Genomic DNA, 20,458 nt, shown 5'->3' with positions numbered 1-20,458 from the left:
ATTGCTGATGCCTCTGCTCGACATACGCAACCTCACCATCGAAATCGACACCCCCCAGGGCAAGGTCAAAGCGGTGGACAGAGTCAGCCTGACCCTGAACGAGGGGGAGATCCGCGGGCTGGTGGGGGAATCCGGCTCGGGCAAGAGCCTGGTGGCCAAGGTGATCGTTGGCATCCAGAAGGACAACTGGACGGTGCGCGCCGACCGGATGCGCTTCAACGACATGGATCTGCTGACCATGGCGCCCAAGGAGCGGCGCCGCATCATGGGGCGGGAGATAGCGATGATCTTCCAGGACCCCATCAGCTGCCTCGACCCCTCGGAGGAGATAGGCACCCAGCTCGAGGAGGCCATCCCCACCAGCGCCTTCACCGGCAAGTTCTGGCAGCGCTTCCAGTGGCGCAAGAAGCGGGCCATCGCCCTGCTGCACCGGGTCGGGGTCAAGGATCACCGCAAGGTCATGCGGGCCTATCCCCACGAGCTGTCAGACGGCATGTGCCAGAAGGTGATGATCGCCATGGCCATCGCCAACCAGCCGCGCCTGCTGGTGGCGGACGAACCCACCAGCGCCATGGAGTCCACCACCCACTCCCAGATCCTGCGGTTGCTGGACAAGATGAACAAGCTGGGCAATACCACCATCCTCATCATCAGCAACGACATCGCCGCCATCGCGAACCTGACCGACACCCTCAACATCATGTATTGCGGCCAGATGGTGGAAGTGGGGACCCGGGACCAGATCCTGGAATCCCCTCACCACCCCTATACGGATGCCCTGCTCAAATCCATCCCGGACTTTGACAAACTGGTGCGCCACAAGTCCCGGCTCGAGACCCTGCCCGGGGTGATACCGCCGCTGCAGCATCTGCCCATCGGCTGCCGCCTCGGCCCACGCTGCCCCTACGCCCAGAAGCAGTGCGTGCAGACGCCGCTGATGAGCAAGGTCAAGGGGCATCAGTTCAGTTGCCACTTCCCGCTCAACATGGAAGAACCGAAGAAATGAACCGGCACCAGACCCTGATCCGGGGCACCTGCCCGCCCCGTCAGCCCCTCTATCCGGCGAGCACACCCAAGGAGACCACGTCGTGACCGAACCTTCCCTGTTGCAGGTCAGGGGCCTGTGCAAGACCTACCAGAACCGCACCGGCCTGTTCAGGCGCCGCGCGGTGGAGGCGATAAAGCCCCTCTCGTTCGATCTCGAGGTGGGCCAGACCCTGGCCATCGTCGGGGAGGCGGGCTCGGGCAAGAGCACCCTGGCCCGCATTCTGGCGGGCATGATTGAACCGAGCGGCGGGGAGATCGCCATCGAGGGGCAACCCATGGTCCACGGCGATTACCAGACCCGCTGCAAGCTGCTGCGGATGATCTTCCAGGACCCCAACACCTCCCTTAACCGGAAAATCCGGGTCGGCCAGATCCTGGAGACCCCCCTTCGCCTCAACACGGCCCTGAGCGAGGAGGAGCGCCGGGAGAAGGTGATCCAGACCCTGCGCATGGTGGGCATGCTGCCCGACCACGCCCTCTTCTATCCGCAGATGCTCTCCGCCGGCCAGCAGCAGCGAGTGGGGCTGGCACGGGCGCTCATCCTCAATCCCAAGATAGTGGTGGCTGACGAGGCACTCTCGACCCTGGATATCTCGGTACGCTCCCAGATCATCAACCTGCTGCTGGAGATGCAGGAGACCATGGGGCTGAGCTATGTGCTGGTGGCCAACGATCTGGGGATCGTCAGCCACATCAGCGACGAGGTGCTGGTGATGCACGAAGGGCGTGTGGTGGAGCGCGGCAAGACCTTGCGGGTCTTCGCCGACCCCCAGCACGATGTCACCCGCCGCCTCATTCAGAACTACAACAACGAATACCGCCGCTGATCCCGCGGCGCGTTTCCCCTTGTGCCAGACATAAAAAAACCCGGCCTGATGTCTCATCAGTCGCCGGGGGATTGCGCTCAAAAAGTGATTGCGTCGCTCGTAGTAGGAACAGGGGAATGGTAGGCAGCCCCCGTCACCTCAACAACTGTCAGATCTGACAGGCAGTCCGCTATGGAACCGGAATTGCGGATCCGGCGAACAGATGAGCTCGGCCTCCAGGCGACCGAAGAAGGCCACCCGCTCGCTGATGTCTTCGTCTGCGAACGTCTGTGCCAGGGCCAGGTAGTCCTGATAGTGACGCGCCTCCGAGCGCAGCAGGGAGACATAGAAGCGGCCAAGCTCCTCGTCCAGATGAGGGGCCAGCCTGGCAAAACGCTCGCAGGATCGCGCTTCGATATAGGCACCGATGATCATCTTGTCCACCACGGCCGCCGGCTCGTAGGTGCGCACATGGGTCAGCAGGCTGCGGGCATAGCGGGAGGCGGTGACGGGACCATAGGGGATGCCCCGTGCGGCCATGATCTCCAGCACCTGCTCGAAGTGGTGCAGCTCCTCCTGGATGAGGCGCACCATGGGGAACAGCAGGGGATTGCGCTCCAGCTCGGCAAACACGCTCCTGTCTGATTCGCCCATGGTGCGCTTGCCGAGGATCTCCGCCTTCTCCGGCAAGGCATCGAGCTCCCGGTAGAAGGTCAGCTTGGGCAGCAGGTGACGCTTCTCCTTGGGCAGGCAGTAGCGGCGCACCAGGCTGTGGGCGGTGAGTGCCGCCTTGTTCTCGCAGTTGGCGTGATCGATAAGCAGGGTCGGCAACTGGGCGGGATCCCGCGCCATTTCCACCCACTCATCCGGGGTCTCGCAATGCAGGAACTGGCGAACGGGGGCTAACAGGTCATCCATCTGAACTCTCATCTGTTGATACGACACGCGGCGCCTGGCGCCGGGGGGCCTATGCTAACGGATCCCGCCCGGCCTGCCCACCGCCATCATGGCTCAGCCCTTCAGACGCCTGAGGGAGTCGCGGCGGATCAGGGTGCCGCTGAAGGCGGGCAGTGCGTCCCGGCTCCCCTCCTCCACCATGGTGATCAGGCGGTTGATGGTCTCCTGGATCATCCCGTTCACCGGCATCTTGACGCTCGACAGCGCGGGAATGACGTAAGGGGCCAGGGGAATGTCGTCAAACCCCACCACCGAAACCTCGTCAGGCACCATCACACCGGCTTCGTGCAGCCGTTTGATGGCCCCGATCGCCATGTCATCGTTGCTGGCCACCAGGGCGCTGAAGCGAGCGCCTCGCGCCAGCAAGGTCGAGACGGCGGCCGCGCCACAGGCGGGGGTCCATTTGCCGGGGGCGATCAAGGTCTCCTGCACGGGGATGCCGTGCCGGATCAGCGCCTGTTGGTAACCGGCCAGGCGCTCGGCGCCGGTGGGGGAATCCGCAGAGCCTGCGATGAAGGCGATCTCCCTGTGCCCCATGGCCACCAGCTTGTCCACCACCGCCTCCGCCGCCGCCTGCTGATCCGCATAGACGCAGTGGGCCGGATGGCGGCTCAGACGCCGGTTGAGCACCATGATGGGCTGCTCATGCTGCTCGATGATCTCGTCCATCTCCTCCACCCCAAGAAAGCGCGGATAGATGATGACGCCATCGCAACGGGAATCGAGCAGATACTGGATGGCCTGGCGCTCCTCGTCGGCGCTGTGCTTGCCGTCCGCCAGTATGAGCTGGCGCCCGCGATCCTCGGTCATCCGCGCCACCTGGGAGAGCAGCTCGCCGAAGTAGACGCCGTGGTAGAGGGTGTTGGTGACCACCAGTCCCAGGGTCCGGGTATGCCTGGTCGCCAGCTGCCTCGCCACCAGGTTGGGGCGATAGCCGCACTCCTCGATGGCCTGCTGCACCCGGTCCCGGGTCTCCTGGCTGGTGTAACCGTTGCCCGACAACACCCGGGAGACCGTCGCCTTCGACACCCCTGCCCGCCTTGCCACCTCCAGCATCGTCGTCATTGTGTTCTCCCTTGCTCGTAACGGGGCGCAGTGTACTGCACCGACCCCGGCTTGTCGTCGCACGAATGGCGTGCAGGCCCGAGTTCAGTGATCCCATTCACGGATCCGGACGCTCGCTGCACAAGATGCTTGTCTCCCGCGCTCAGGCCGCGCACTCTATGTGGAACCGGTTCCACATTCAGTTTCATGCGCGTTCCCGCCCTTCGCGGCGGCGGGGGCGAGCAGGCCCACTTGGTTAAAAGGATCTACCTCGATGTCAAAAAACTATGCGGCTCTGGCCGGTACCGTCATCACCGCACTCGGCGGCGCCGACAATGTCGTCGCCGTGACCCACTGCATGACGCGGCTGCGCTTTGTGCTCGGTGATCCCGCCCGGGTCAATGGCCCTGCCCTCAAGGCCATCACCGGCGTGCTCGGGGTGGTGCAGGCGGACAACCAGTGCCAGGTGATCATCGGCAACACCGTCTCCCACGCCTATCGCGAGGTGCTGGCCCTGCTGCCCCAGGGCGGCGGGCAGACTCGGCTTGCGGAGGCTTCCGCTGGCTGGAGCCTACGCCGCATGGGCGCCGCCATCCTCGACGCCCTGATCGGCACCATGTCCCCCCTCATCCCGGCCATCATCGGCGGCTCCATGCTCAAGCTGCTGGCCATGGTGCTGGAGATGACCGGCGTGCTGGAGAAAGGCTCCTCGACCCTCACCATCCTCACGGTGGCCGGGGATGGGGCCTTCTTCTTCCTGCCCCTGATGGTGGCCGCCTCCGCCGCCGTCAAGTTCAAGACCAACATGTCTCTGGCCATCGCCATCGCAGGCGTGCTGGTGCACCCCAGCTTCATCGAGCTGATGGCCAGAGCCGCCGAAGGGGAGCAGGTGACCTTCGCCCTGGTCCCGGTGACCGCGGTCAAATACACCTACACCGTCATTCCGGCCCTGGTGATGACCTGGTGCCTCTCCTACATCGAGGGCTGGGTCGACCGCATCACCCCGGCGGTCACCAAGAACTTCCTCAAACCCATGCTGATCGTGCTGATCGCGGCGCCGCTGGCCATCCTCTTCATCGGCCCCGTCGGCATCTGGATTGGCACCGCCATCTCCGGCCTGGTCTACACGGTCCACGACTACCTGGGCTGGCTGTCGGTGGCCATCATGGGGGCGCTCTGGCCCCTGCTGGTGATGACCGGCATGCACCGCGTCTTCACCCCGACCATCATCCAGACCATCGCCGAGACCGGCAAGGAAGGCATGGTCATGCCCTCCGAAATCGGCGCCAATCTCTCTCTTGGCGGCTCGTCCCTGGCGGTGGCCTGGCGCACCCGTAACCCGGAACTGCGCCAGACGGCGCTCGCGGCGGCTGCCTCCGCCATCATGGCGGGGATCTCCGAACCCGCGCTCTACGGTGTGGCCCTGCGCCTCAAGCGTCCGCTCATCGCGAGCCTCATCAGCGGCTTTGTCTGCGGTGCCGTCGCCGGCATGGCGGGGCTCGCCAGCCACTCCATGGCCGCCCCCGGGCTCTTTACCAGCGTGCAGTTCTTCGATCCGGCCAACCCCATGACCATCGCCTGGGTGTTCGGCGTGATGGCCCTCTCCGTGGTGCTCTCCTTCGTGCTGACCCTGGTGATGGGGTTCGAGGACATCCCGGTCGAGAGCCCGGCCCCCCGCGCCGAGCCCGTGCAACCCGTCGCCACCAGCCAGGCGCAGGCCGGACTGTGACACCCCATTCAGACATGACAAGAGGTAACCAATGTCGTTAACAAGATTTCCCGAGGGCTTTCTCTGGGGCGGTGCCCTGGCCGCCAATCAGGCGGAGGGCGGCTATCTCGAGGGGGGCAAGGGGCTGACCACGGTAGACATGATCCCCCATGGCCCGCGCCGCATGGCGGTCAAACTCGGCCAGGAGAAGCGCATCACCCTGCAAGATGACGAGTTCTACCCAAGCCACGGGGCTATCGATTTCTATCACCGCTATCGGGAGGATATCGCCCTGATGGCCGAGATGGGCTTCACCGTGTTTCGCACCTCCATCGCCTGGGCCCGTCTCTACCCCAGGGGGGACGAGCGCGAGCCCAATGCCGAGGGCATCGCCTTCTACCGCGCGGTGTTCGAGGAGTGCAGAAAGTACAACATCGAGCCCCTGGTGACCCTGTGCCACTTCGATGTGCCCATGCACCTGGTGACCGAGTACGGCTCCTGGCGCAACCGCCAGATGGTGGAGTTTTTCACCCGCTACGCCCGCACCTGCTTCGAGCAGTTCGACGGCCTGGTGAAGTACTGGCTCACCTTCAACGAGATCAACATCCTGCTGCACAGCCCCTTCTCCGGGGCGGGGCTGGTGTTCGAGCAAGGGGAGCACCAGGATCAGGTGAAGTATCAGGCCGCCCACCACGAGCTGGTGGCCAGCGCCCTGGCGACCCGGATCGCCCACGAGGTGAACCCGGCCAACCAGGTGGGCTGCATGCTGGCGGGGGGCAACTTCTACCCCTACTCCTGCAAGCCCGCCGACGTCTGGACCGCCCTCCAGAAAGATCGGGAGAACCTCCTCTTCATCGACGTGCAGGCCAGGGGCGCCTATCCGGCCTATGCGCAGAGGGTGTTTCGTGACAAGGGGGTCACTCTGGTGAAGGGGCCGGAAGATGACGAGATCCTCAGGCACACCGTAGATTTCGTCTCCTTCAGCTACTACGCCTCCCGCTGCGCCGCCGCCGACATGAATGCGGGCAACACCAGCGAGGCCAACGTGGTCAAGTCCCTGCGCAATCCCCACATCGAGGTGAGCGAGTGGGGCTGGGGCATCGACCCCCTGGGTCTTCGCATCACCCTCAACACCTTGCACGATCGCTACCAGAAGCCCCTCTTCCTGGTGGAAAACGGCCTGGGAGCGGTGGACGAAGTGAACGAGCAAGGGGAGATAGAGGACGACTACCGCATCGACTACCTGCGCGCCCACATCGAGGCCATGGGGGACGCCATTGAGGACGGCGTGCCCCTGATGGGATACACCAGCTGGGGCTGCATCGATCTCGTCTCCGCCTCCACCGGCGAGATGAGCAAGCGCTACGGCTTCGTCCACGTGGACCGGGACGACGCCGGCCATGGCACCCTGGCCCGCCGGCGCAAGAAGTCGTTCTGGTGGTACAAGAAGGTGATCGCGAGCAACGGGGAGGATCTGGCCTGAGGACCCTTGTGTGGGTTGTCCAGGCGCTGCGCCGAGTGCACGAATACAAGATGGGGGCCTAGGCCCCCATCTTTTTTCATCGCGCTGGCAATCTGAAAACGTTTAACTGCCTTCGTTGAAGATCTCGAGGTTGCTGGTCCCTTCCTGCCACTCGCGCACCGCCTTGTTGTCGTCGCTGCGCAGGGCATTGAGGTGGTCCAGATAACCCTGATCCACGTCGGAGGTCACATAGTGACCGTTGAAGACCGAGGTCTCGAAGTGGCGCAGCTCGGGGTTGATCTCCCGCACCGCCTCTTCCAGATCTTCCAGATCCTGGAAGATGAGGCCGTCGGCACCGATAAGCTTGCACACCTCTTCCACTTCACGACCATGGGCAATGAGCTCGTTGGCGGTGGGCATGTCGATGCCGTAGACGTTGGGGAAGCGAATTTCCGGTGCGGCCGAGGCGAAGTAGACCTTGGCGGCCCCCGCTTCACGGGCCATCTGGATGATCTGCTCGGAGGTGGTGCCCCGCACGATGGAGTCGTCCACCAGCAACACCTTCTTGCCCTTGAATTCGGAGCTGATGGCGTTGAGCTTGCGGCGCACCGACTTCTTGCGCTGGGTCTGGCCCGGCATGATGAAGGTACGGCCGATGTAGCGGTTCTTCACGAAGCCCTGACGGTACGGTAGATCCAGGGTGTGGGCGATTTCCAGCGCCACGTCGCAGGAGGTCTCGGGGATGGGGATGACCACGTCCACGTCGAGATCGTCCCACTCCCGTGCGATCTTCTGGCCCAGCTTGCGACCCATGTTGAGGCGGGCGGCATAGACGGAGACCTTGTCGATGAAGGAGTCTGGACGGGCGAAGTAGACGTATTCGAAGATGCAGGGGTTCATCTGCGGGTTCTCCGCACACTGCTCGGAGAAGAGCTGGCCCTGCTCGGTGATGTAGATGGCCTCGCCCGGGGCGACGTCACGCACCGTCTCGAAGCCGATGGCGTCGAGGGCCACGCTCTCGGAGGCGAGCATGTACTCCACCTGCCCCTGCTCGTCGACCCGGCGACCCAGGATCAGCGGGCGAATGCCGTTCGGGTCACGGAACCCGATGAGGCCGTGGCCGATCACCAGAGAGACCACGGCATAGGCGCCGCGGATCTGCTGGTGCACCTTGCGCACCGCCGAGAAGATATCTTCCGGGCGCAGCGCCATCTTGTCGCACAAGTCCAGCTCGTGGGCCAGCACGTTCAGCAGCACTTCGGAGTCCGAGGTGGTGTTGATGTGGCGGCGGGCCACCTTGAACTGCTGCTCCTTGAGCTCCTTGGCGTTGGTGAGGTTGCCGTTGTGGGCCAGCACCATGCCGTAGGGGGAGTTCACGTAAAACGGCTGCGCCTCTGCCGCACTGGAGCTGCCTGCGGTGGGATAACGGACGTGTCCGATGCCGATATTCCCTTTCAGGCGCTGCATGTGGCGCACTTCAAACACATCCTTCACCAGACCGTTGGCCTTGCGTTGCCGGAAGTTTCCACTGTCAATGGTCACGATCCCGGCGGCATCCTGTCCCCTGTGCTGCAACACCGTCAAGGCGTCGTAGAGGGCCTGATTGACGGGGGTGGTGCCAACTATACCGACAATACCGCACATGTCTTTGCTACCTCGAAGTCACTGTACCTGTTGAAGAAAACTGGACGAGTTCATCATGAACCCGAAAAACCACTGGATCACCGGCTTGAACTCCGGCACCAGCCTGGACGCCACCCACCAGTCACTCTGGGAGAGGCTGGTGAAGGTATCCATGAAAAACAGCAGGGCGCTGACGATCAGCACCCCGCGAATGGCGCCAAAACAGACCCCGAGCACCCTGTCGGTGCCGGAAAGCCCGGTCTTTTCCACCAGCAGGCCCACCACGTAGTTCACCACGCTCCCCAGGATCAGGGTCGCCACGAACAGGGCGGCGATGGCCAGACCGTTGCGAACCATGGCATCGGAGAAAGAGGTGAAATAGACGGCGAGATCGGGATAGAAATGGCTGGCAATGAAAAAGGCGACGAACCAGGTGACCAGAGACATGGCCTCCTTGAGAAAGCCGCGCACCAGGCTGATGAGGGCGGAGAAACCGACGATGCCGATGATGGCGTAATCAATCCAGACCATAGAAAAAGATGTCCTGCGAAATTGCGGCGCAGTCTAACAAAAACGATTGCGCAATGCTTGATAAAATTGTGTTACAGGCCCGAAGGGAGCTATCCCTTCCCCTTGCGGCGGGTTTCCCGGGCCCAGAATGCACAACGCCATGGCATGCCATGGCGTTGTCGTCTGCAACGAGCGCTTACCCGATGTGGGTCAGGCCGCCCATGTAGGATTGCAGCGCAGCCGGGATGGCGATGCGGCCATCTGCCTGCTGGTAGTTCTCGAGCACGGCCACCAGGGTACGACCCACCGCCAGACCGGAACCATTCAGGGTGTGAATGAGCTGCGGCTTGCCGTCGATGCGCACGCGAGCCTGCATGCGGCGCGCCTGGAAGTCGGTGCAGTTGGAGACAGACGAGATCTCGCGATAGGTGTTCTGGGCCGGCAGCCACACTTCCAGATCGTAGGTCTTGGCGGCGCAGAAGCCCATGTCACCGGTGGAAAGCGCCATCACGCGATACGGCAGCTCCAGCAGTTGCAGCACCTTCTCGGCGTGACCCACCATCTCTTCCAGGGCATCCCAGGATTTTTCCGGGTGCACCAGTTGCACCATCTCGACCTTGTCGAACTGGTGCATACGGATGAGGCCACGGGTATCACGACCGTAGGAGCCCGCTTCGGAGCGGAAGCAGGGGCTGTGGGCGGTCATCTTGATGGGCAGCTCCTGCTCGTCGAAGATCTCGTCACGGGCCATGTTGGTGAGCGGCACTTCGGAGGTCGGGATGAGGGAGAACTTGCGCACCTTGCCTTCGTCTTCCCCTTCCCCTTCGATGCCGGTATTGAAGAGATCCTGGGAGAACTTGGGCAGCTGACCGGTGCCGTACAGGCTGTCCGGGTTGACCAGATAGGGCACGTAGCACTCGGTGTAGCCGTGCTGCAGGGTGTGCAGGTCCAGCATGAACTGGGCCAGGGCGCGGTGCAGACGGGCAATCTGGCCCTTCATGACCACGAAACGGGCGCCGGAGAGCTTGACGCCGTTCTTGAAGTCGACCCCCTTGGCCGCCTCACCCAGATCGATGTGATCGCGCACCGGGAAATCGAACTCACGGGGAGTGCCCCAGCGGCGGACCTCCACGTTGTCGTTCTCGTCACGGCCCACCGGGGTGGTCTCGCTCGGCAGGTTGGGGATGGCGTCGGCGATCCCCTTGAGCTGGGCCAGCAGGGCCTCCAGCTCGACCTTGCTGGTCTCGAGCTCGTCGTTGATCTTGGTCACCTCGGCCTTGAGGGGGGCAACATCTTCACCACGACGGGCCGCCTCACCGATGGACTTGGAGCGGGCGTTGCGCTCGGCCTGCAGCTCCTGGGTGCGGGACTGCAGATCCTTGCGTTTCTCTTCCAGAACATTGACCGCCGCTACGTCCAGAACGTAGCCACGTGTCGCCAGACGAGCGGCAGCTTCGGTGATGTCGCTGCGCAGATATTTGGGATCCAGCATGGTTTACCTACTTTTTTTAATGGGATCTGGGCCCGGGTCATCGTGACCGGGTTGGGAAACAGATCCGGAAGTTAACATCGGTTGGCGCACCCCTTTGCCTTCGGAATCGGGCCTTCGAAATCAAGAAGATGGTGCAAGGCCAAGACAACCGGGGTCAGACGGGCAGTGTAGCAGACCGCCCCCCCGCCCGAACAGGGACTATTGCGCCCGTTTTTGCCGGAAACCCCCTCCCCTGATGCCCTTGCCGTGCGCTTTCCCGGCAAGGGGCTTGAAGGTCTTTCCTATCGCTTGCGCGGGCTCTGCTTGTCCAGCTCATGCAGATAGTCGAGCTTCTGGGCTATCTGCTTCTCAAGCCCCCGCTCGGTGGGTTGATAGTACTGCTTGCCGGCAAGCTCCGGGGGGAAGTACTGCTCGCCGGCGGCATAGGCCCCCGGCTCGTCGTGGGCGTAGCGATACTCGGCGCCGTAGCCCAGCTCGCTCATGAGCTTGGTCGGTGCATTGCGAAGGTGCGGCGGCACCTCGAAGTCCGGCAGGTTCTTGGCGTCGTGAAGCGCCGCCTTCCAGGCGGTGTAGACCGCATTGCTCTTGGGGGCGCAGGCGAGGTAGACGATGGCCTGGGCGATGGCCCGCTCCCCTTCCGCCGGACCGATGCGATGGAAGCAGTCCCAGGCCGAGAGCGCCACCTGCATGGCACGGGGATCGGCGTTGCCCACGTCTTCCGAGGCAATCGCCAGCAAGCGGCGGGCGATGTAGAGGGGATCGCAGCCGGCGCTCACCATGCGGGCATACCAGTAGAGGGCTGCATCCGGTGCCGAGCCGCGAATGGACTTGTGCACCGCCGAGATGAGGTCGTAGAAGTGATCGCCGCCCTTGTCGAAACGGGCCACGTGCTCCCCCACCACGGCGGCGAGCAGGGTACTGTCGATCACCCGCGCCCCTGAGCTGTCGACCTCGGCCATGTCGGCCAGGAGCTCCAGATAATTCAGAGACTTGCGCCCGTCCCCGTCCACGGCTTTCGCCAGCGCCTCCTTGGCCCCGGGGGCAAAGCGCAGGCTAGGGTCATTGAGCCCGCGCGGGTCCTGCATCGCCTGATCGATCATGGCGAGGATGTCCTGCTCCTCCAGCCTCTTGAGCAGATAGACCCGGGCCCGGGAGAGCAGCGCGTTGTTGAGCTCGAACGAGGGGTTCTCGGTGGTGGCGCCGATGAAGGTGATGGTGCCGTCTTCGATGTGGGGCAGGAAGACATCCTGCTGGCTCTTGTTGAAGCGGTGGACTTCATCCACGAACAGGATCGTACGCACCCCGCGCCAGCCGTTCTCCTTCGCCTTGTCGAGGGCGGCGCGGATCTCCTTGATGCCGGAGGTGACCGCCGAGAGCCGCTCCACCTCCGCCTGGCAGTAGTGGGCAACCAGTTCTGCCAGCGTGGTCTTGCCGGTGCCGGGGGGCCCCCAGAGGATCATGGAGTGGCAGTGCCCCGCCAGGATCGCTTTTCGCAGGGGCTTGTCCGGCCCCAGAATATGCTGCTGGCCGATGTACTGCTCGAGGGTTTGCGGCCGCATCCGGGCCGCCAGCGGACGAAAGTCCGAGGAGAAATCCAGGGATAAATTGCTCATCTGCATTGACCTTGCAGCTGACCGGTCGTCCATGACGCCCGGTCAGACGATAACGCCGGTAACGGCTGGCTCATCAGCGCTGGTCGTCCAGCTCGACCCCCTTCGGGATCTTGAAGACAAATTCGTTGCCCTTGAGCACCGGCTTGCGGTTGAAGCTGCTCAGGGTGAACTCGCTCCACTGGCCCTGGGCCTCTTTCACATCGAAGCGCCTGATGTTGTTCTGACGGTCGAAGGTGATGCGAAAGGAGGCGATCAGCTCGTCCTTGTTGCGGCTGGTGACGGTATAGACATCCCCTTCCTGGGTCACGTCATAGTTCTTCCAGAGGCTGTTGTCGTTGCCCGCGATGAGCACGAAGGGGGTGTTGAGCACCGCATCCTTCATCTTGAGGGCGGTGACCTGCTCGACGAAGGGGTCGTACACCCACACATCCTTGCCATCGGCCACGATCAAACTCTCGTCCGGGGAGGTAGTGTGCCAGTTGAAGCGGTTGGGTCGCTGCACCAGCAGGGAGCCGCTCGCCTTTTGCAGCTCCTTGCCCTTGCTGTCATAGACGGTCTGGGCAAACGTCGCGGAGAAGAGATTGACGGAGGAGAGCTTCTCCTTGAGATCGCTGGCCGCATCGGCCCATACCTGGCTGCTGGCGACCAGCAGAATGGAACCCATCAACAGTTGTTTTTTCATCAGGCTCTTCATAGGGAGGTTCTCGATAAAAGGCCACGCCCGCAGAGGGCATGGCCAGGATGATGTGAGGCTTAGTCACGGACCGGCGGCGGTGCCAGCACGTCGCGCTGGCCGTTGCCACCCGGGGCACTGACGATGCCCTGGTTTTCCATCTGCTCGATGAGACGGGCCGCCCGGTTGTAACCGATCTTGAACTTGCGCTGGACGCTGGAGGTGGAGCCACGACGGGATTCCACCACGAAGGCCACCGCCTCGTCGAACAGGGGATCGAGCTCTTCATCGCCGCCCCCGCCGAAGTCGCCACCGCCGCCCTCGCCGTCCGACTCACCGGAGAGGATCTCGTCGATGTAATCCGGCTCCCCACGCAGTTTCCAGTCCGCCACCACCTTGTGTACCTCGTGGTCATCGACGAAGGCACCGTGGACACGGGTGGGGTTGGAGGTGCCGGCAGGCATGTAGAGCATGTCACCCATGCCGAGCAGGGATTCGGCGCCCCCCTGGTCCAGGATGGTGCGCGAATCAATCTTGCTCGACACCTGGAAGGAGATACGGGTCGGGATGTTGGCCTTGATGAGACCGGTAATGACATCCACCGACGGACGCTGGGTCGCGAGGATAAGGTGAATACCAGCCGCCCGCGCCTTCTGGGCGATACGGGCGATAAGCTCCTCCACCTTCTTGCCGACGATCATCATCATGTCGGCAAACTCGTCCACCACCACCACGATGTGGGGCAGTTTTTCCAGCTCCGGCGGCATCTGATCCATGGAGTCGCCCGGACGCCACAGGGGGTCGACCAGGGGATCCCCCGCCTCGATGGCGGCCAGCACCTTGTCGTTGTACCCCTTGAGGTTGCGCACCCCGACCGCGGACATCAGCTTGTAGCGACGCTCCATCTCGCCTACGCACCAGCGCAGGGCGTTGGCGGCATCCTTCATGTCGGTGACCACCTCGGTCAGCAGGTGCGGAATCCCTTCGTAGACCGAGAGCTCCAGCATCTTGGGGTCGATCATGATGAAGCGCAGATCCTCGGGGGAGGATTTGTAGAGCATGGAGATGATCATGGTGTTCACCCCCACCGACTTGCCCGAGCCCGTGGTACCGGCCACCAGCAGGTGGGGCATCTTGGCGAGGTTCACCACCACGGGTTCCCCCGCGATGTCCTGACCCAGCCCCATGGTGAGCGGATTGCGGCTGGCCGCGAACGCCTCGCAGTCGAGGGTTTCCCGCAGGTAGACGGTCTGGCGTACCCGGTTGGGCAGCTCGATCCCGACGAACGTCTTGCCCGGGATCACTTCCACCACCCGCACGCTGCTGGCAGAGAGAGAACGGGCGAGATCCCGGGAAAGATTGGTGATCTTGCTCGCCTTCATGCCCGGCGCCAGGTCCAGCTCGAAGCGGGTAATGACGGGACCGGGATAGACGCCCACCACCTTGGCCTGCACGTTGTAATCGGCGAGCTTCGCCTCCACCAGCCGGCCCATGCGCTCCAGCTCGTCCTTGCTCATCATCTGGGTCTTGGCGGGCGGCCTGTCCAGCAGATCGATGCTCGGCAAAGGGGCCAGACCGGGCTGGGGACGGCGCTTGGCTTTCACCGGCGCCGCGGCAACGGGAGCATCGGGTTCGTCATCCCCCTCCGCCCAGGGCAAGTCGAGGTCATCTTCTTCCTGGCGCACGGCAGGACGCGGACGGCCATTGGCCACGCGCTTGCCCTTGGCGGCAGGCGCCGGAGCCTCGTCCTCTTCGTCGTCAAACTGCGGATCGAACTGGAAGGTGTCTTCGTCAAGCTCCGGCAGCCATTCGTCAGCTTTTGTCTTTTGAGCGCGATTCTTCGCCTTGGGGTTGCGTGTCCAGCTGCCGTGGGGGTCTTCGTCATCCTCTTCCTGATCGAAGCTGCCCACGCCCCCTTCCAGCAGGGGATCCGGCCCCTCATAGCGGGGCTGGCGCCAGCCACCGGTGAGCCAGCGGCCCAGGGTGGTGGGGAAATGGTAGATGGCGCTGACTGAGCCGGTGCAGGCGGCACCGATGCGCTCGACAATGGTGAGCCAGGACCAGCCGGTAAAGAGGGTGATGCCGGTCGCCACGAAGCAGAGCAGCATCAGGTTGGCCCCCACGCCGCCAAAGAGCGGCACCACGGCGGAGGCGATCACATCCCCCACCAGGCCGCCGGCGGAAAAGTTCTGCAAGTCGTTGAAGTTCATGCTGGCGATGGCGGACATGCCAAGCACCGTCAGCACGAAGCCGATGATCCGTACCGACAGGGTGAGGTAATCCACTTCCAGCAGCTTGCTCGGGCGCCAGAACAGGCTCCAGCCAAGCAGCACCACCAGGGGGGGCACCAGATAGGAGAAGGCCCCGAAGGTAAACATGGTGATGTCGGCGAGCCAGGCACCGGCGCTGCCCGCGAGGTTTTTCACCTCCCCTTGCCAGGAGGTTTGCGACCAGCCGGGATCGGCGGGATGGTAGGTCAGCAGGGCAAGCAAAAGATAGGCAGCCATCAGGGTGATGGCGATCAAGACGGCCTCGAAGATCCGTTGTGTACCTGATAAAGGAGTAAACAGCTTTTTATCGGCCAAACTCCGGCTCCTTTGTGAAAACATGAATGCGGGGATAGGGGGCCTAGTATCCCTGAAAAGCCCACCGATTGTCAGCCAGTGCCTGAGGGCGGGCCTGAAACTCTCTATAAGAAGAAACGAGCGGACCGGCCGCTCGTTTCTGACTATCGTGACTCGTCATGGAACTTGCAAGTCACAGCACAACCCCGCTTATCGGGTGCTGATCACCAGACGACTGCTCTGTTTGACCTCTTCCATCACCACGTAGGTGCGGGTGTCGTTCACGCCCGGCAGACGCAGCAGGGTTTCACCCAGCAGGCGGCGGTAAGCGGACATGTCGCTGACGCGGGTCTTGAGCAGATAGTCGAAATCACCGGACACCAGATGACATTCCTGGATCTCTTCGAGCACCTGAACAGCCTTGTTGAACTGCTCGAACACATCGGGGGCGCCACGATTGAGGGTAATTTCCACGAACACCAGCAGAGACGCGTCCAGATAATGAGGGTTCAGAATGGCGGCATATCCTTCGATATACCCTTGTCGCTCCAGGCGACGAACCCGTTCCAGACACGGTGTGGGACTCAGGCCAACTCGTTTGGACAACTCAACGTTCGAAATCCTGCCATCCTTTTGCAGTTCATTCAGAATGTTGCGGTCAATCCTGTCCAAATCCTTTAGCCGACTCTTAGCTTCCATCATTTAATTCCATCCTTTGGCTATTTTTTGGTAAGAATCACCAGTCATTTTATAATAATGGTCACAAATCCTGTCAATACCTGAATATACTAGGCGCAAATGTCGCTTAACATCTAGGCAACATAAACCACCAATCGATAGACGAGGGATAGCATGATTATCGGTGTACCTAAGGAAATAAAAAACCATGAATATCGCGTAGGCATGGTTCCGGCCAGTGTACGTGAACTGACAGCACGAAACCATACTGTTTTCGTCCAAAGCGGCGCAGGAAATGGCATTGGGTTCAGTGACGCAGATTATCTGGCTGCCGGAGCCGAGATCCTGGCCTCCGCTGCCGAAGTTTTCGCCAAGGCGGAGATGATCGTCAAGGTCAAGGAACCCCAGGCAGTGGAACGGGCCATGCTGCGTCCCGGCCAGACCCTCTTTACCTATCTGCATCTGGCGCCGGACCTGGCCCAGACCCAGGATCTCATCGACAGTGGTGCCGTCTGCATCGCCTATGAAACCGTCACAGACGGTCGTGGCGGTCTGCCCCTGCTGGCCCCCATGTCGGAAGTGGCCGGACGCATGTCTATTCAGGCCGGTGCCCAGGCACTGGAGAAATCCCGTGGCGGCAGCGGCGTGCTGCTCGGCGGTGTGCCCGGTGTGGAACCGGCCAAGGTGGTGATCATCGGTGGTGGTGTGGTGGGCTCCAACGCAGCCCGCATGGCCGTCGGCCTGCGTGCCGACGTCACCATCCTCGACAACAACGTCGATACCCTGCGCCGTCTCGACAGCGAGTTCCAAGGGGCTGCCAAGGTGGTCTACTCCAACCGCGAGACCCTGGAGCGTCATCTGCTCGCGGCGGACCTGGTCATCGGCGGCGTGCTGGTGCCTGGCGCCACTGCGCCAAAACTTGTCAGCCGTGACCACATTGCTCGCATGAAACCCGGTGCGGCCATCGTGGACGTGGCCATCGATCAGGGCGGCTGTGTCGAGACCTCCCATGCCACCACCCATGAAGATCCCACCTTCATCGTCGACGAGGTGGTGCACTACTGCGTGGCCAACATGCCGGGTGCCGTGGCGCGGACCTCCACCGTGGCCCTGAACAACGCCACCCTCCCCTTCATCATCAAGCTGGCCGAACAGGGCTATCGCAACGCACTGCTCGCCGATCCCCACCTGTTGCACGGCCTGAACGTGATGGCGGGCAAAATCACCTGCAAGGAGGTTGCCGTGGCCCACAACCTGGCTTACACGGACCCCCTGACCCTGCTGAACTGATCGCGTCCCTGCAAAGGGAGGTAGATGAGTGAAAATCCGCCCGCGATGGGCGGTTTTTTTATGCCTGCCATCCCCGGCTCACCCCTCTTGTTGGCGATTGCCCCAATCGATGCGCTGGCCTTTGACCCCGGATCACGAATTACCTACAATCGCGCAAACTCATCACGTCTCGGAAATCACATCATGAGCCAAGTCACTCACAGCAAACTGCTGATCCTGGGATCCGGTCCGGCAGGTTACACTGCGGCCGTCTATGCCGCTCGCGCCAACCTCAATCCCCTGCTCATCACCGGTATGCAGCAAGGTGGTCAGCTGACCACCACCACCGAAGTGGAAAACTGGCCAGGGGACGCGGAAGGGCTGACCGGCCCGGCCCTGATGGAGCGCATGAAAGAGCATGCAGAGAAGTTCGATACCCGCATCCTCTTTGATCACATCAATGAAGTGACGCTGACCGAGCGTCCCTTCCGCCTCAAGGGCGACAACGGTGAATACACCTGTGATGCGCTGATCCTCGCCACCGGCGCCTCCGCCAAATACCTGGGTCTGCCCTCCGAAGAGGCTTTCAAGGGCCGCGGCGTCTCCGCCTGCGCCACCTGTGACGGCTTCTTCTACCGCAATCAGGAAGTGGCCGTGGTCGGCGGCGGCAACACCGCCGTGGAAGAGGCACTCTATCTGGCCAACATCGCCAAGAAGGTGCACCTCATCCATCGCCGCGACGAGTTCCGCGCCGAGAAGATCCTGATCAAGCGCCTCAACGACAAGGTCGAGAGCGGCAATATCGTCCTGCACACCCATCAGACCCTGGACGAAGTACTGGGTGACGACATGGGCGTCACCGGTGTGCGCCTGCGCAGCACCCGGGATGACACCACCTCCGAGCTGCCGCTGATGGGGGTCTTCATCGCCATCGGTCACCAGCCCAACACCCAGATCTTCGAAGGGCAGTTGGCGATGGAAAACGGCTATCTGAAGGTGCGTGGCGGACTGGAAGGGTTCGCAACCCAGACCAGCATCCCTGGCGTGTTCGCCGCCGGCGACGTGGCCGATCACGTCTACCGCCAGGCGATTACCTCCGCCGGGACCGGCTGCATGGCCGCCCTCGATGCAGAGCGATATCTGGACGCACAATAATCGGAAGGATATAAAGGGCATGCCAGTTGGCATGCCCTTTTTTATTGCAAGGAGCAGGATGAAACGAAAAATAATGATAGTGGAAGACAGCCTGACGGTACGCCGTATGCTGACCCAGGCCATTGCGCAGCAGACCGGACTGGAAATCGACGCGTTCGATACCCTTGAAGGGGCTCGCGATTGCCATGGGGAAGATTATGTGGTCGCCCTGGTGGATCTCACCCTGCCGGACGCCCCCGGCGGAGAGGCTGTCAACGTGCTGAGGGAGCGTGGGTTGCCGGTGGTGATCCTGACGGCCGACATCAGCGAAGAGAAGCGGGAAGCCTGGCTGGAGGCCGGGGTGCTGGACTATGTGATGAAGGATTCACGTCACTCTCTGCAATATGCCGTCGGTCTGGTGCACCGCCTCTACCTCAACCAGGCCATCGAAGTCTTGGTGGTCGACGATTCACGCACCTCCCGTCACCGTACCGCGGCCCAGTTGCGCAAGCAGTTGTTGCAGGTGCACGAGGCCAATTCTGCCCGCGATGCGCTGGTGCAGCTCGAGCAGCACCCCGCCATTCGCCTGATGCTGGTGGACTACTACATGCCGGAGATCGACGGCATCAGCCTAGTGCGAATGCTGCGCGAGCGCTACAGCAAGCAGCAGCTCGCCATCATCGGCATCTCGGTGTCGGACAAGCACGGCCTCTCGGCACGCTACCTCAAGCAAGGGGCGAATGATTTTCTCAATCAGCCCTTTGAACCCGAGGAGCTGCAGTGCCGGGTCAGCCACAACCTGGAGGCCCTTGAGCAGTTCAACAACATCCAGGAATCGGCCAACCGAGACTACCTGACCGGGCTTTACAACAGACGCTACTGGTTCAACGAGGGTCAAAAGTGGTTCGAGGAGCATCAGCGCCATCAGGCGCAGCTCTCCCTGTGCGTGCTCGACGTGGATCACTTCAAGCAGGTCAATGATCACTGGGGGCACGCCATCGGCGATCAGCTGCTCTGTCACCTGGCCAGGCTGCTCACCCAGTTCTTCCCGGATGCCATGATAGCCCGATTCGGTGGTGAAGAATTTGCCCTGATGGTGCCCCACTGCCCCGTTCCCGTGCTGCTCAAGCGGCTGGAAGGGCTTCGTCTGCAAATGCGCCAGCAACCGCTGTCCCGGGAGATATCGCTCTTTGTACGCGCCAGTTTCGGCGTCATCAATGTCGGGCGGCTCTCCATGGACGAGGCGCTGAGCGAGGCAGATCGCCAGTTGTATCAGGCAAAGAATACCGGGCGAGACAAGATAGTCTGTCAGGACGTCTGAGCAAGCATCAGCAGAGACACTCCGTGTAGTACCGCCCGGCGCCCCTTGTGTGGTGGCCGCCGGGTCAATCCCTTCTTCACCGTTCAATAGGTCTTGTCGACTCGCACCCCATCGTTGAAATAGAGGATGCGCACCTTGTCGCCCTGCGCAAAGACCATGGCCGGATCGTAATCCTGGATCACGTTGATGAGCCCGTTCTGCTCGTTGCGGATCAGCAGCTCCACCAGCTTGTTCTCCACCACGCTGCCCCCTGACTGAAACTGCTGCACCGCCGCCGCTCCCGCCAGCGCTCCGACCGCAGTGGCAATCTCCCGCCCGTGCCCACCGCCAAACTGGTTGCCGAGCAGCCCGCCAAGCACGGCACCTCCCAGGGTTTTCCAGCCGGAATGCTCTGATTCCACCATCTGGCGCTGGGTGATGTTGCGCACCGCATCCACCTGGCCGAAGACCACCTGCTCCACCGGACGCGCCGTGTTGCGTTCATACACCGCACTCCAGGCCGGCGCCGTGACAAAGCCAAGCAAGCTGGATACTATCAGGATAATGGCCTTCATCTA

The 20,458-nt window shown here is 62.4% G+C and carries 17 protein-coding genes; 7 read left to right on the top strand and 10 right to left on the bottom strand.

Features of this window, described 5'->3' with window-relative positions; all coding sequences use genetic code 11:
- The first annotated feature begins 7 nt into the window (after positions 1-7).
- Positions 8-1,006, top strand: a complete 999-nt coding sequence (locus tag OKC41_RS10280) for an oligopeptide/dipeptide ABC transporter ATP-binding protein (protein ID WP_010674529.1) — start codon at positions 8-10, stop codon at positions 1,004-1,006.
- Positions 1,007-1,088: 82 nt separating this feature from the next.
- On the top strand, positions 1,089-1,874 hold the full coding sequence (locus tag OKC41_RS10275) for an ABC transporter ATP-binding protein (RefSeq protein WP_039039015.1): 786 nt from the start codon (positions 1,089-1,091) through the stop codon (positions 1,872-1,874).
- A 138-nt stretch (positions 1,875-2,012) separates the two neighbouring features.
- Here the strand turns inward: OKC41_RS10275 and OKC41_RS10270 are convergent, their stop codons facing one another.
- Positions 2,013-2,771: a tRNA-(ms[2]io[6]A)-hydroxylase gene (locus OKC41_RS10270; RefSeq protein ID WP_042016277.1), complete on the bottom strand. Its 759-nt coding sequence runs from the start codon at positions 2,769-2,771 to the stop codon at positions 2,013-2,015.
- 93 nt (positions 2,772-2,864) lie between these two features.
- Positions 2,865-3,875 carry a LacI family DNA-binding transcriptional regulator gene (locus OKC41_RS10265; RefSeq protein ID WP_201894163.1) on the bottom strand — a complete coding sequence of 337 codons (1,011 nt, stop codon included), beginning with the start codon at positions 3,873-3,875 and terminating at the stop codon, positions 2,865-2,867.
- Between the two features lie 253 nt (positions 3,876-4,128).
- Here OKC41_RS10265 and ascF point away from each other — a divergent pair, with 253 nt between their 5' ends.
- Together ascF and OKC41_RS10255 are read left to right on the top strand one after the other, a co-directional pair.
- Positions 4,129-5,583, top strand: a complete 1,455-nt coding sequence (gene ascF, locus OKC41_RS10260; protein ID WP_201894165.1) for a PTS cellobiose/arbutin/salicin transporter subunit IIBC — start codon at positions 4,129-4,131, stop codon at positions 5,581-5,583.
- Positions 5,584-5,614: 31 nt separating this feature from the next.
- The gene (locus OKC41_RS10255; RefSeq protein WP_039039011.1) at positions 5,615-7,045 is read left to right on the top strand and encodes a 6-phospho-beta-glucosidase; all 1,431 of its coding nucleotides are present in this window, start codon (positions 5,615-5,617) and stop codon (positions 7,043-7,045) included.
- Positions 7,046-7,147: 102 nt separating this feature from the next.
- Here the strand turns inward: OKC41_RS10255 and purF are convergent, their stop codons facing one another.
- From purF to lrp, 7 genes are all read right to left on the bottom strand, one after another.
- Entirely contained in the window at positions 7,148-8,668 is a 1,521-nt protein-coding gene (gene purF, locus OKC41_RS10250) for an amidophosphoribosyltransferase (RefSeq protein WP_171864794.1), read from the bottom strand.
- Between the two features lie 18 nt (positions 8,669-8,686).
- The gene (locus OKC41_RS10245) at positions 8,687-9,178 is read right to left on the bottom strand and encodes a CvpA family protein (protein ID WP_010674522.1); all 492 of its coding nucleotides are present in this window, start codon (positions 9,176-9,178) and stop codon (positions 8,687-8,689) included.
- Positions 9,179-9,353: 175 nt separating this feature from the next.
- Positions 9,354-10,649 (bottom strand): serine--tRNA ligase, encoded by a 1,296-nt coding sequence (gene serS / locus OKC41_RS10240; RefSeq protein WP_039039009.1) that lies wholly within the window; start codon positions 10,647-10,649, stop codon positions 9,354-9,356.
- Between the two features lie 281 nt (positions 10,650-10,930).
- Positions 10,931-12,268: a replication-associated recombination protein A gene (locus tag OKC41_RS10235; protein ID WP_270671972.1), complete on the bottom strand. Its 1,338-nt coding sequence runs from the start codon at positions 12,266-12,268 to the stop codon at positions 10,931-10,933.
- A gap of 67 nt (positions 12,269-12,335) precedes the next feature.
- Positions 12,336-12,944, bottom strand: a complete 609-nt coding sequence (gene lolA, locus OKC41_RS10230) for an outer membrane lipoprotein chaperone LolA (RefSeq protein WP_201894169.1) — start codon at positions 12,942-12,944, stop codon at positions 12,336-12,338.
- A gap of 71 nt (positions 12,945-13,015) precedes the next feature.
- Entirely contained in the window at positions 13,016-15,520 is a 2,505-nt protein-coding gene (locus OKC41_RS10225) for a DNA translocase FtsK (RefSeq protein ID WP_041211364.1), read from the bottom strand.
- Positions 15,521-15,709: 189 nt separating this feature from the next.
- Positions 15,710-16,201 carry a leucine-responsive transcriptional regulator Lrp gene (gene lrp / locus OKC41_RS10220; protein ID WP_005300047.1) on the bottom strand — a complete coding sequence of 164 codons (492 nt, stop codon included), beginning with the start codon at positions 16,199-16,201 and terminating at the stop codon, positions 15,710-15,712.
- 150 nt (positions 16,202-16,351) lie between these two features.
- On the opposite strand from lrp, the gene ald reads away from it, so the two are divergent.
- The 3 genes from ald to OKC41_RS10205 all read left to right on the top strand — a co-directional run bounded on the left by ald (position 16,352) and on the right by OKC41_RS10205 (position 19,901).
- On the top strand, positions 16,352-17,467 hold the full coding sequence (gene ald, locus OKC41_RS10215) for an alanine dehydrogenase (RefSeq protein WP_010674517.1): 1,116 nt from the start codon (positions 16,352-16,354) through the stop codon (positions 17,465-17,467).
- Between the two features lie 183 nt (positions 17,468-17,650).
- Entirely contained in the window at positions 17,651-18,601 is a 951-nt protein-coding gene (gene trxB / locus OKC41_RS10210) for a thioredoxin-disulfide reductase (protein ID WP_010674516.1), read from the top strand.
- 58 nt (positions 18,602-18,659) lie between these two features.
- Positions 18,660-19,901: a diguanylate cyclase gene (locus tag OKC41_RS10205; protein ID WP_201894179.1), complete on the top strand. Its 1,242-nt coding sequence runs from the start codon at positions 18,660-18,662 to the stop codon at positions 19,899-19,901.
- An 83-nt stretch (positions 19,902-19,984) separates the two neighbouring features.
- On the opposite strand, the gene OKC41_RS10200 is transcribed toward OKC41_RS10205, so the two are convergent.
- Entirely contained in the window at positions 19,985-20,455 is a 471-nt protein-coding gene (locus OKC41_RS10200) for a glycine zipper 2TM domain-containing protein (protein WP_010674514.1), read from the bottom strand.
- Positions 20,456-20,458 lie beyond the last annotated feature (3 nt).

Origin of the sequence: Aeromonas sp. QDB17, assembly GCF_027705305.1 — a bacterium.
In the GTDB taxonomy this organism is placed as follows: Bacteria; Pseudomonadota; Gammaproteobacteria; order Enterobacterales; family Aeromonadaceae; genus Aeromonas; species Aeromonas caviae.
The sequence above is the reverse complement of the archived record's forward strand: the minus strand, read 5'-3'. Positions and strand labels throughout refer to the sequence as shown.

Bases quoted from the DNA above. Each gene is read 5' to 3' on its own strand.
- ascF (WP_201894165.1), top strand. From the start codon at position 4,129: ATGTCAAAAAACTATGCGGCTCTGGCCGGTACCGTCATCACCGCACTC.
- OKC41_RS10245 (WP_010674522.1), bottom strand. From the start codon at position 9,178: ATGGTCTGGATTGATTACGCCATCATCGGCATCGTCGGTTTCTCCGCC.
- trxB (WP_010674516.1), top strand. From the start codon at position 17,651: ATGAGCCAAGTCACTCACAGCAAACTGCTGATCCTGGGATCCGGTCCG.
- OKC41_RS10235 (WP_270671972.1), bottom strand. From the start codon at position 12,268: ATGCAGATGAGCAATTTATCCCTGGATTTCTCCTCGGACTTTCGTCCG.
- purF (WP_171864794.1), bottom strand. From the start codon at position 8,668: ATGTGCGGTATTGTCGGTATAGTTGGCACCACCCCCGTCAATCAGGCC.
- OKC41_RS10205 (WP_201894179.1), top strand. From the start codon at position 18,660: ATGAAACGAAAAATAATGATAGTGGAAGACAGCCTGACGGTACGCCGT.
- OKC41_RS10270 (WP_042016277.1), bottom strand. From the start codon at position 2,771: ATGGATGACCTGTTAGCCCCCGTTCGCCAGTTCCTGCATTGCGAGACC.
- lrp (WP_005300047.1), bottom strand. From the start codon at position 16,201: ATGATGGAAGCTAAGAGTCGGCTAAAGGATTTGGACAGGATTGACCGC.
- ald (WP_010674517.1), top strand. From the start codon at position 16,352: ATGATTATCGGTGTACCTAAGGAAATAAAAAACCATGAATATCGCGTA.
- OKC41_RS10280 (WP_010674529.1), top strand. From the start codon at position 8: ATGCCTCTGCTCGACATACGCAACCTCACCATCGAAATCGACACCCCC.
- OKC41_RS10255 (WP_039039011.1), top strand. From the start codon at position 5,615: ATGTCGTTAACAAGATTTCCCGAGGGCTTTCTCTGGGGCGGTGCCCTG.
- OKC41_RS10265 (WP_201894163.1), bottom strand. From the start codon at position 3,875: ATGACGACGATGCTGGAGGTGGCAAGGCGGGCAGGGGTGTCGAAGGCG.
- serS (WP_039039009.1), bottom strand. From the start codon at position 10,649: ATGCTGGATCCCAAATATCTGCGCAGCGACATCACCGAAGCTGCCGCT.
- lolA (WP_201894169.1), bottom strand. From the start codon at position 12,944: ATGAAAAAACAACTGTTGATGGGTTCCATTCTGCTGGTCGCCAGCAGC.
- OKC41_RS10200 (WP_010674514.1), bottom strand. From the start codon at position 20,455: ATGAAGGCCATTATCCTGATAGTATCCAGCTTGCTTGGCTTTGTCACG.